10 protein-coding genes are annotated in these 10,157 nt (G+C 67.7%); 2 read left to right on the top strand and 8 right to left on the bottom strand.

Features of this window, described 5'->3' with window-relative positions; genetic code table 11:
* From AB0J09_RS43170 to AB0J09_RS43140, 7 genes are all read right to left on the bottom strand, one after another.
* A partial coding sequence (locus AB0J09_RS43170; RefSeq protein WP_360704593.1) for an MFS transporter occupies positions 1–1,314 on the bottom strand: 1,314 nt, incomplete at its 3' end.
* Complete coding sequence (locus AB0J09_RS43165; protein WP_360704590.1) at positions 1,311–2,165, bottom strand: SDR family NAD(P)-dependent oxidoreductase; 855 nt, start codon at positions 2,163–2,165, stop codon at positions 1,311–1,313. The genes AB0J09_RS43165 and AB0J09_RS43170, both read right to left, overlap by 4 nt.
* Positions 2,166–2,327: 162 nt before the next feature.
* Positions 2,328–3,239, bottom strand: coding sequence for a LysR family transcriptional regulator (locus tag AB0J09_RS43160; protein WP_360704587.1), 912 nt, complete (start codon positions 3,237–3,239; stop codon positions 2,328–2,330).
* Between the two features lie 277 nt (positions 3,240–3,516).
* The gene (locus tag AB0J09_RS43155) at positions 3,517–4,596 is read right to left on the bottom strand and encodes a PP2C family protein-serine/threonine phosphatase (RefSeq protein WP_360704584.1); all 1,080 of its coding nucleotides are present in this window, start codon (positions 4,594–4,596) and stop codon (positions 3,517–3,519) included.
* A gap of 258 nt (positions 4,597–4,854) precedes the next feature.
* Positions 4,855–5,355, bottom strand: a complete 501-nt coding sequence (locus tag AB0J09_RS43150; RefSeq protein ID WP_360704599.1) for an alpha/beta fold hydrolase — start codon at positions 5,353–5,355, stop codon at positions 4,855–4,857.
* Between the two features lie 275 nt (positions 5,356–5,630).
* Complete coding sequence (locus AB0J09_RS43145) at positions 5,631–6,218, bottom strand: dihydrofolate reductase family protein (RefSeq protein WP_360704581.1); 588 nt, start codon at positions 6,216–6,218, stop codon at positions 5,631–5,633.
* A 476-nt stretch (positions 6,219–6,694) separates the two neighbouring features.
* Positions 6,695–8,167, bottom strand: a complete 1,473-nt coding sequence (locus tag AB0J09_RS43140; protein ID WP_360704578.1) for a hypothetical protein — start codon at positions 8,165–8,167, stop codon at positions 6,695–6,697.
* An 88-nt stretch (positions 8,168–8,255) separates the two neighbouring features.
* Here AB0J09_RS43140 and ilvY point away from each other — a divergent pair, with 88 nt between their 5' ends.
* Together ilvY and AB0J09_RS43130 are read left to right on the top strand one after the other, a co-directional pair.
* Positions 8,256–9,110 carry an HTH-type transcriptional activator IlvY gene (gene ilvY, locus AB0J09_RS43135; protein ID WP_360704575.1) on the top strand — a complete coding sequence of 285 codons (855 nt, stop codon included), beginning with the start codon at positions 8,256–8,258 and terminating at the stop codon, positions 9,108–9,110.
* Between the two features lie 200 nt (positions 9,111–9,310).
* A complete protein-coding gene (locus AB0J09_RS43130; protein ID WP_360704602.1) occupies positions 9,311–9,673 on the top strand; it encodes a hypothetical protein in 363 nt (120 codons plus the stop codon).
* On the opposite strand, the gene AB0J09_RS43125 is transcribed toward AB0J09_RS43130, so the two are convergent.
* Complete coding sequence (locus tag AB0J09_RS43125) at positions 9,607–10,005, bottom strand: integrase core domain-containing protein (protein ID WP_360704596.1); 399 nt, start codon at positions 10,003–10,005, stop codon at positions 9,607–9,609. The two genes, AB0J09_RS43130 and AB0J09_RS43125, sit on opposite strands and share 67 nt — an antisense overlap.
* Between the last annotated feature and the right edge of the window lie 152 nt (positions 10,006–10,157).

The raw sequence follows: 10,157 nt of genomic DNA, 5'->3' as shown, positions 1-10,157 counted from the left end.
CTCGCCGTCCAGCCCGACCGTGACGGCAGCGGCGACCGCGGCCAATCCAATTCCGCCGCCGAGCTGCAGGGCAGTGTTGTTTAGCCCGGCCGCTGTGCTGTGGTCGGCCGGATCGGTCTGGGCTACCCCACCAACGGTGGCGGCCGGGTAGGTCAAACCCATGCCGGCCCCCAACGAGATCAGCGTGGCCGTCACAATCAGCAACACCGCCCGCCCTGGGGCGAGCGCCATTAGTAGTGCGTTGCCCCCGGCAACGAGGAAGAAGCCTGCAGCGTAGACGGCCCGCAGCCCGAACCTGTCCAGCGCGCGTGGAGCCGCATAGCGTCCCACCAATGCGGACACGATACTGCCCGGCAGCAGGGTGAGTGCGGTGTTCATCGGCGAGTAGTGCAGCACGTCCTGGAGATAGATCGTGACGACGAACGAGACGCCGAACGGTGCCGCAAGCACCGCGAGTGCGGCGGTGTCGGTCGAGGCCAGTCCGCGGATTCGTACGAGCCGGGTTGGCAGCAGCGGCGCGCCGCTTCGCCTCTCAATGATGACGAAGGAGACCAGCACGGCTAGGGAGACGGTCAACGGGACCGCTGCGGCCGTGGCGTCGGCGGCCGGGTTCCCGGCCTGGGTGATGCCATAGAGGAGCAAGACCGTGCCGATCGTTGCGGTCAGCGCCCCGCCCAGATCGTACCCGCCGCGTCGGCGGACTCCGGATCGGGGCACGGACGCTGTTGCGGCGATCAGCATGGCTGCGATCAGAGGCACCTTGGCGAGGAAGATCCATCGCCACGACAGGCCACCGGTGATCAGCCCGCCCGACACGAGGCCGGCGCTGAAGCCGCTGGCCGCCGCCGCGGTAAAGGTCGCGAATGCGCGGTTGCGCGCTGGCCCTTCGGGGAACCGGGTGGCCAGCATGGCGACGGCGGTCGGCACTGTGAGCGCCGCACCGACCCCCTGAACCGCGCGGGCGCCGATGAGGATCCCGCCATCGCCCGCGAGCCCGCACACCAGCGAGGCGGCACCGAAGATCGCCAGCCCGGTCAGGAAGACGGGTCGGGCCCCGATCAGGTCGCCGGCCCTGCCGCCGAGCAGCAGGAACCCACCGTAGGTCACGACGTACGCGGTCGCCACCCATGGCAGGGCGCTGGTGGAAATGTGTAGCCCGGCTTGGATGCTGGGCAAGGCGATCTGTGTAATAGACAGGTCCAGTGCGTCGAAGAAGATCGTCGCGCACACCACCGTCAGAAGGAGCCCTGCCGCGCCGGTCGCGCCCGCCTGAGCCGCCGACGACCGTCGCAGACCGCCGACACGGCCGGTCACGAGGAGCCCTCGATCGGGTCACTGACATTGTCGAAGGTGGTGGCCCGGCTGAGCGCCCCGCAAGTGTCGAGTTCCTTGCTGGTGACCGCGATCTCGTCTCGGATCCCGTCGAGGGCGTCAATGCCAAGGGGCGGGCGCAGGGGCGGATGATCGGAGTTCAGCACGGTTAGGATGGCCACGGCGGCCTTGGCAGGGTCGCCGGGCTGCCCGCCGTTGAGCCCGGCCAGCATGCCCCGGACGGAACTGGTGATCTCCTCGTATTCCGGCATGTTCCTTGAGTGGTGGAATGCCTGACCGAGGATGCTGGTGCGCAAGGCGCCCAGTTCGTCCACCGGCACCCTGATTCCGAAAGGTTCGGCCTCCGCCGCGAGCGCTTGGCTCAGCCCCTCCAGGGCGAACTTGGTCGCGCTGTAGGCGGACAGTCCTAGAGCGGAGTATCGGCCGAAGCCGCTCGACATCTGGACGATGGCGCCGCTTCGCTGACGCCGTATCACCGGCAACACTGCCCGGATGAGTGCCACCGGACCGAACACGTGCACATCGAACAGTTGATGCAATTCGGCGTCCGAGGTCTCCTCGAGAGCGCCCAACTGGCCTTGGCCGGCATTGTTGGCCGGCACGCCGAAGCGGCCGACGGCGGCGGTGGCCGCCGCCTCGATCTGCTCCAGCTTGGTCACCTCGAGCGGGTAGGCGATGACTCGGCCGGGATAGCGCTTGATCAGGGGGTCTAGTAGACGAGTACGCTGGGCTCCCAGCAGGGCGGTGCCCCCACCGGCCAGGGCGGCATCGGCAATGGCATACCCCAAGCCGGACGAACCACCGGTGATAAACGAGACTCGCGACGAGGACATGACGGCCTTTCGATCCGTGCGCTGTTCAGGGATTTCAGATGCAGGCTGAACGGCCCACGTGGCGAATTTAGGTCGGCCGCCACGTCGTACGGAAACACCAATCACGCACCGATTAACACGCCGAGGTTGTCAATCCGTCGCACCTCGTCGCCAGATCCGCAGTCAGGCGAGCGGCGGGAGCCAGCCCTCTTCCTCGCTCAAGGCGAGGATGGATCGTTTGAACGCCTCCAGCCCGGGCCGTTCTTCGGCCGCCGGTGCGGTCATGATCGACCAGGCATAGATAGGCACCGGCTCCACGAGCGGGCGGAAGACCAAGTCGGCGGGCGGGTCAGCCCAGGCGACCGTCGGCGTGAGGCAGTCGCCCCCGCGAAGTACGTCTGCGGCGGCAGCCGAGCCGTGGGTGGCGGCGGGCCAGCGTCGCGGACGAACGCCGGCCTGGGCGCAGAAGAAAACGACGAATTCGACCCATTCGATGGCGGCGATGTCGGAGGGAAGCAGCAGGTCGAATTCGGCGAGCCGGGAGACCGGAACGGAGTCGAGTTGGGCGAGTTCGTGGTGGCTGCCCATACCGATCAAAACAGGTTCCTGGCGGATCAGATCGGCCTCCAGCGTCGCCGGGCAATGTGTGGCTAGGCCGAGCAGGGCATCCAGGCGGCCGTCCTGCAACGCCTCCAACCCGCGCGGGACGCCGTTCTCGACGAGCTCAATGGGCATGCCGGGATGGTCGAGCTGGAGCCTCCGCAGGACCATCGCGGGCGCGAGCAGGCTAGCGGCCGAGAGGTCGAGGCGAAGCGCTCGTACATCGCCCACATCGGCACGCCTGGCAGCGTTGACAGCCTCATCAGCGGCGGCAACCGAACGCCGAGACCACACGAGCATGGCCTCACCGGCGGCGGTGAGCCCTACCGCGCGCGTGGTGCGCTCGAACAGCTTGACGCCGAGCTCGCGTTCGAGCTGCTGGATCACGCGGCTGAGCGCCTGTTGCGAAACGTAGAGGTGACGCGCAGCTGCGGAGAAGTTGAGTTCCTCAGCGACAGCCACGAAATAGCGTAGTTGCCGCAGCTCAAGGCTCATGTTTTCCAAGCCTATGCCTCGCCGCGACAGGATTCATGCGGAAGACCTTCTGTGTGCGCCCGGTCAGGGGTCCCGGTAGTAATGGCGCAGGATCCAACGGATATGCCTTCCAGCTGCGCTTATGCAGAGGTCTCAGGCTAATGGGCCAGACCCAAGCCCTGCCCGTCAATGCAGGCCAGAGACATAATTTGTTGAATTTTCGGCCGAAGCCACGGGGCTCCCTCCGGGCAGGCCGATCCGGGAGCGGCCGGCGAGAATCATCTACCGCCGGACACGGCTATGCCCGGCCCGGAAGTGGTGGCGTCTGGATCGGCGTCGTGGAGGGCGGGTAGCGGCGTACGGCGATCAGTGCGGCATCGTCGCCGAGCCGTCCGCCCACGTGAGCGAGCAGGTCGTCACAGATATGCGCCACCAGCGCGTCCGGTGTCTGGTCGGCCCAGCGGGAAATCCGCTCGGCCAAAGGGTAGAAGGCGCCCGTGGAGTCTCGTGCTTCGATCACGCCGTCGGTGTAGAGCAGGAGCAGATCGCCGTCGTCGAAGGCGAAGGCGTGCTCGGTGTACGGCTGGCCGCACAGCGGCCCCAGGCCAAGGGGCGGTGCGGGAACGCCGCCGTCCAGTGTCGCGACCCTGCCACTGCGCATGATCAGCGGTGGTGGATGTCCGCAGTTCACCATGGTGAGGGCCGTCTTGTCGTCTGGAATGTCCAGCACCGCGGCCGTCACGAATCCCTCCGCGACGTTCTCCGACAGATCGGGCAACTGATCGAGGCCTATGTTGAAGCGAACGCTGTCGTCGAGCTCTGCGCCCAGTGTCGGCAGGGCAACCTGCCGACGCGCGGCTTCGCGAAAGGCGCCGAGCACGACGGTGGCATCGGAGACCGCGGGCAAGCCCTTGCCCCGCGCATCGCCAATGATCACCCGTGTCCTGCCAGTAGTCCGTATGGCTCCGAACAGATCACCTCCGATCCGCGCGTCGGTCTCGGCGGCCAAGTAAGCGGAGGCAAGTCTCAGCGGGCCGAGGTGATCAGGCACGGGCCGCAGCAGGGCCCGCTGCGCTACCTCGGCGATGGATCGCACCTGGATCAGCTGGCGCCGTTCTCGGTCGCGGACGAAGCAGAACAGCACGACGAATGCCGTCACCAAGGCCATGGCCACGATTTCCGTTCGTACGGCAGGTATGCCCAGCAAACCGTTCTGGTCAGCGATCAGCACCTCTCCCGCGATCGCCAGAAGTCCCATCGCCGCTGTGAGCAGCGGGCCGGCGAACGACGCCGTAATGGCGGGCGCCGCCACCAGCAACGGTCCGAAGTGGGAATTGCCCGGGGTCACCACATCGGCGAGCGTGATCAAGACGATCATGCCGAGAGGGATGGCCACCAGCGCCCACGGCCGGGACCACGGGTACAGCAATCTCCAAAGGCCGCCCCAACATCTCATTCCTTCTGTCTACCTTTGCGTCTACCTGCGCCAGGTGGGATGAAAGCCCTTTTTGGTGGCCTCTTTCCGATACCCTTACGGTCTTCCACGCCCGATCCGCGACTGCGCCCTCGTCCATCTGCCGTACAGCACTCCGCCCACTCAGGCCTGAACCAACTGGAGCCACCCCATCCTGAGCGGTTACGCCAGGCCAACAAGAACACGCCGGAGGCCGCCAAGGCGATCTCCACCACGGGTGGGAAGGCATCCGGCGCCTGCGACCCGGAGTCGAGCATGTGGTCCACGAGGACGGAGGGCGCTGCCGCAATCAGCCGCTCGGGCACCGGCTCCGGCGCCGCCAGGAAGGTCCACACCCAATAGCCGAGCGCGACGTCCATGTCCGCGCGGCCAAAGGCTTCCCCGGTGGGCACGATGTCGAGCACGGCCAGCCGGGTGATGGCCTCGGGATGGTCGAGGCGCCATCCGGTACGCACAGCGCGCGCCCCGATCGTGCCCCGCCACGGCGAACTCTTCGTACCCCAGCGCGCGCATGACCTCGACCTGGTCGCGGGCGATCGCGCGCATGCTGTACGGGGCGTGGTCGGGCGTGCTCGGCGGTGTGCCGCTGGCGCCGAAGCCACGCAGGTCGGTGGCGATCACGGTGAAATGCTCGGCCAGCTGCGGCGCCACCCGGTGCCACATGAGGTGCGTCTCGGGGATGCCATGCAGCAGGAGGACGGGCGGCCCCGCCCCGCCCCGGCGCCCGTGGATGGTTGTATCGGACGTGGCGATGTCGAACTCATCGAAGGCTTTCTGCGGCATGCCGACCAGGCCTCCGACAATTCAGCGGTCCTGGCACGGCGGAGCGGAAGCCGCCGCCGTGATCACGCAGCAGCGGCGGGCCCCCGGACGGCTGGACCGCGATGACGGCGGCCTCATCGGGTGAGTTCGTGCCTCCGACTGGCCCCGAACAGAGGCTAGCGACGGACCGGATACCGCAAGTGCAAGGCACGTCGGCCCTGGATGACGATCGGGTCGTCGAGCAGGAGGTGCCCACCTTCGATCTTGGAGAAGTACGGGACGCCCTCGCCGAACAGCACCGGTACGAGGCTGACACACACCTCGTCCACCAGGCCGAGAGCGAGTGCCTGCTGCGTCACGTTCGCGCTGGCGATCGTGACGTTCTGGTCGCCGGCGATCTGTTTCGCCCGATTGATCGCCGCCCCGACTCCGTCGACGAACGTCGTTGTCGGCCACTTCTCGGCAGCATTCGCCGGCGGGCGGTGCGTGACCACGACAACAGGTGCGCCAGCCGGGTGCTTATCGTTCCAACCATCGGCGATGTCGAACAAGCGGCGGCCGGCGATGAGCGCGCCGGTGTTCTCGGTCAGGTCTCGCCATGCCTCCGCACCCGCATCATCGACCTTGACCGAGATGTCCTCGTTGGGGTTCGGCACGACCACGTCTCCGGCCTCATACCAGTCGAACAGCTCGCCGACCTGGTCATCCGGTTGTGCGATGTATCCGTCCAACGACATCGTCATGTGGCTGAAGATCTTGCCCATGGGGGTCTCCTCTGGTTATCGCTCGGCCCGGTGCTTTCCGGCCCGTCTTACATGGGTCCTCAGGTAGACCACTTTGAACAGCAGAACTCATCGTGCCCAGTTCAAACTGATCACCACGCCCCATGAAGCTGCTCCCCCGGTCGGCATGGTGTTGGGATTAGGTCTAATCCCGACGCCCTAAGAGGATGCGCGCCGGGTCTCTGAAAGGTGGATGTTGATGTACCGGGTGAGGATCAGCGGGTCTTGGGGATCGTCGGCGGGCCTGGAAGCGAACGCGTCGGAGCAGGCTGAAGTTGTCGAGCGCGATGCCCTCACGGGCGAGGACGAAGATGAGGGCGAGGAACGCGTCTAGCACACCCAGCCGGTCCTCGGCGTCGCGGACCAGGATCGGGCTGCCGCCACGGCCGATCCCGTGCACCCACCAGCCGGTGATGCGCGCTCTCACCGCCTACGACCACTGGAGAGGAAGCAATCATCTAGCAGGCCACGGAGATGTCCACGGGCGGTCGGAGTTCGGCCGCCGCGGCCAGGGCCCGGTGCACGGGGTGGGTGTCGAAGGCCTTCACCAGGGCCGTGTCCGCGGGGTGTTCGGCGGCTGGGTAGGCGATCTGTTCGTAGGCGGACTGGAAGCGCGGGCCCCAGCGGCGGGCGCCGAGGCGGGCGGTGCGGGAGCAGTTGTCGACCATATACGCCACGTCGCGGGCGTGCATGTACGGCAGCAGTGAGTCGACCGCCTCGATGACGGACTCGTTGACGATCTCTGACCAAAGGTGGCCGCGCTCGGCGAACTCATCGATCTGCGCGGTCATGGTGGCGGTGAACACGCCGGCCGTGAACGGCTCGACGGGCAGCTCGCGTCCAGCCCGCCGCGCCCGCACCTGGTCGCCAGCCGACCACATCGGGGAGCCGCCTATCTCGCTCATCGGGCGTGCGCCGAGCCGCCGTTCGGCCATGATCACGCTGCGCAGTTCGGTGCCGTCGGCGACCTCGTCGTAGATCTCGGCGACGATCTCGCGTGCGAGCCCGTACGTCGCCGTGTACGCGCGGTCGAAGACGTCCCGCCCGGCCGGGGCGAGGCCCTCGCGCACCGCCCGGAGCCCCGCGCGGGAGATGGTGCGGGCTATGGGGCCGGTGACGTTCTCGCAGGACCGCTCATACGCGGTCACCTCGTCGTCGCCGGCGAGGCGGTAGCGGGTGTACAGGCTCTCGACGATGCCGTGGACGGCGCCGAGCAGGATGGCACGTTCGCCGACAATGTCGGAGAGGCACTCGCTGTCGAGAGAGGTGCGGAAGGTGTATGGCGATCCCAGCGCGACCGACCAGCCCAGGGCGAGGTCGGTGGCCCGGCCGTCTGGGTCGGCGTGCACGGCGAAACTGCTGTTTATCCCGGCGCCGTTGATCTCGGAGCCCTGCAGGTAAAGGCGCCGCACCGAGTCGCCCATGCCCTTGGGGCACACGGCGATCACCCCGTGCCCGGGCGGGAACTCGCCGCCGGTCTCCCGAAGGTGGCCAAGCAGGAAGCCGTGCGAGAGGCCGATGACGGCCCCGGGCTTCAGCGCGGCGAAGATTTCCCGGTGGTGGGCGGCGAGCGCGGCGTCCGCGATCAGCAGGATCACCAGGTCGCTGTCGGCGGCGACGGCGAGCCAGTCGCCGAGGGTGCCGTCCTGTTCGGTGAAGCCGTGGGCGCGGGCGTCGGCGGCCGACGCCGATCCGGGGCGCAGTCCGACGGCCACTTGGATGTCCGTACCGGCCAGGGAGTCGCGCAGGTTGAGGGCCTGCGCGCGGCCCTGCGGGCCCCAGCCGACGACGCCGATGCGGCCAACGCCGGCGAAGGCCTGCGGCAGCAGCGGGAAGAGGTGCCGGCCGCTGCGCAGGATGGTCTCCGTGCCGCCGGGCACGTCCATGGTTTCTAGGGGGAAGACGCGGGAGGTGTACGTGATGGAGGTCATGCTCGAGTTGTAGGCTCCCCGCAAGCGTTACGGCAAGCGCAACATGTGCAGCGGCACGTTGCGGAATGAGAAAGGGCTAGGTCGCGGCATGCGGGAGAACCATCGGGAGCTGCGTCTTTTCCTGCATCTGGCGCAGACGCTGAACTTCGGCAGGACGAGCCTCGACTGCCACGTCAGCCCGGCGACGCTGACGCGGACAGTGCAGCGACTGGAGGCCGACCTGGGGCACCTGCTGTTCGACCGGGGGCCGCGCGGGGTGTCGCTGACGGCCGAGGGGCACCGCTTCCGTGAATACGCCGTCCGGGCATTGGAGCTGTGGCACACCTACCGTGAGGAGCATCCCGATCCGGCCGAACTCACCGGCCGCCTGGCCGTGTTCGCCACAGTCACGGCCTGCCAGGCGCTGCTGTGCGACCTGCTGGCCCCGTTCCGCGCCGTCCACCCCCAGGTCCGGCTCGATCTGCGCACCGGCGACGCGGCGGCGGCGCTGGCCCGGCTCGACGAGGGCGAGGTCGACGCGGCCGTTGCGGGGATCCCGGCCCGGCTGCCAGAGCCCCTGGTGAGCCGGACGGTCGCGGTCACCGAACTGGTCCTGGTCACCGCACAAGACCGCCCGGATCCCGGCCTCCAGGGGCCGTTCGTCCTGCCCCACCGGGGGCTGGTGCGCGATGCCGCCGACCGCTGGTTCCGCAGCCGCGGTATGGTGCCCGACGTGGTTTGCGAACCGGACGGTCACGAAGGGCTGCTGACGCTGGCCGCCCTGGGCTGCGGCACGGGCCTGGTCCCCCGCCTCGTCCTCACACACAGCGCGGTGCGCGAACGACTGTCGGTGATCCCGGCCGATCCGGCGCCAGAACCCTTCCCGATCGGTCTGTGCGTACGCCGGGCCGACCTGCGGCGCCCGCTGGTGGCGGCGCTGTGGAGCCTGACGGCTCAGGCGTAGGGTAAGCAACAGTTCTTGAGTTGAGGGCGCTGGATCCTCCTCACCCCGCACGCTCGCTGCCTGCGAACTGCGTCTGCTTCCATTTGCCAGATCGATCACCGTGCTCCGAAGTAGCTTCACTCTCCGTGAAGATTCCGTCACAGGAGTGATGGGACGACAGCGCTGACGAAGTGGGGAGGTGTGGGTTGGCGCTAGGATTCGTGCGAGATCTGCGCGAGCACCGAGCCCCTACCAGCGAGGAAGATTTCGCCGCTTTCGAGACCGACGTTCTGACGGGGTTCGTGCTGGCTCGCTCGTCGGCAGGGCTGACCGACAGCACCATCCGCAACGACGCCAATCATCTGGAGCTGATCCGGGACTGGGTCGGCCGACCGTTGTGGGAGATACAGCCCGAGGACGGGGACGTCTACTTCGGCAAGGTGTTGCGGGATGCCAAACCCTCCTGGGGGGTGCGAGAATCCGGATGCAGGCTCTGGCCTGCGGTTATCCACTCCGTCTATGATGCCCGCCCGTACTGGTTGATCAGCCCGTCGACTACGCGTCGGCGTTCCAGGCGGACCTGATCGAGATCTCTTGGTGGAGCCGAGGCATGTGGTGGTTGAGGTGGCCGACGGTCTCGTGCGCGATGGGGACGATGCCGGTTGTAATGCCGTTCGTATCCCTGCAGAATTCGGCGAAGATGGCCTTCACCACAGATCAGTAGCCGGTCGGTGCATTCCCTTCGAACGGTGCCGACCCAGCTCTCGGCTATCGCGTTCGCCTGCGGCGCGCGAACTGGTGTTTTGACGACACGGGCGCCGAGTGAAGTGAACACCTCGTCGAAAACCGCGGTGAACTTGGCATCGCGGTCGCGAATGGGGAATCTGATGCCCTCGGCCTGCTCTCCCAGGTTCATGACCAGGTTACGGGCCTGTTGAGCGACCCAGGTTCCGGTGGGGTGCGCCGTGAGGCCCGCGACGAGCTGGACGCCGATGGGGTCACCGAAGACGATCGCTACGGCGAGACCGGCCCCTACGACCGGCCGCGCCGTGCGGGATGGCCCTCGTG

The organism is Nonomuraea sp. NPDC049784 (assembly GCF_040659615.1).
Classification (GTDB): domain Bacteria; phylum Actinomycetota; class Actinomycetes; order Streptosporangiales; family Streptosporangiaceae; genus Nonomuraea.
This window is presented reverse-complemented; position numbering and strand designations above follow the sequence as displayed.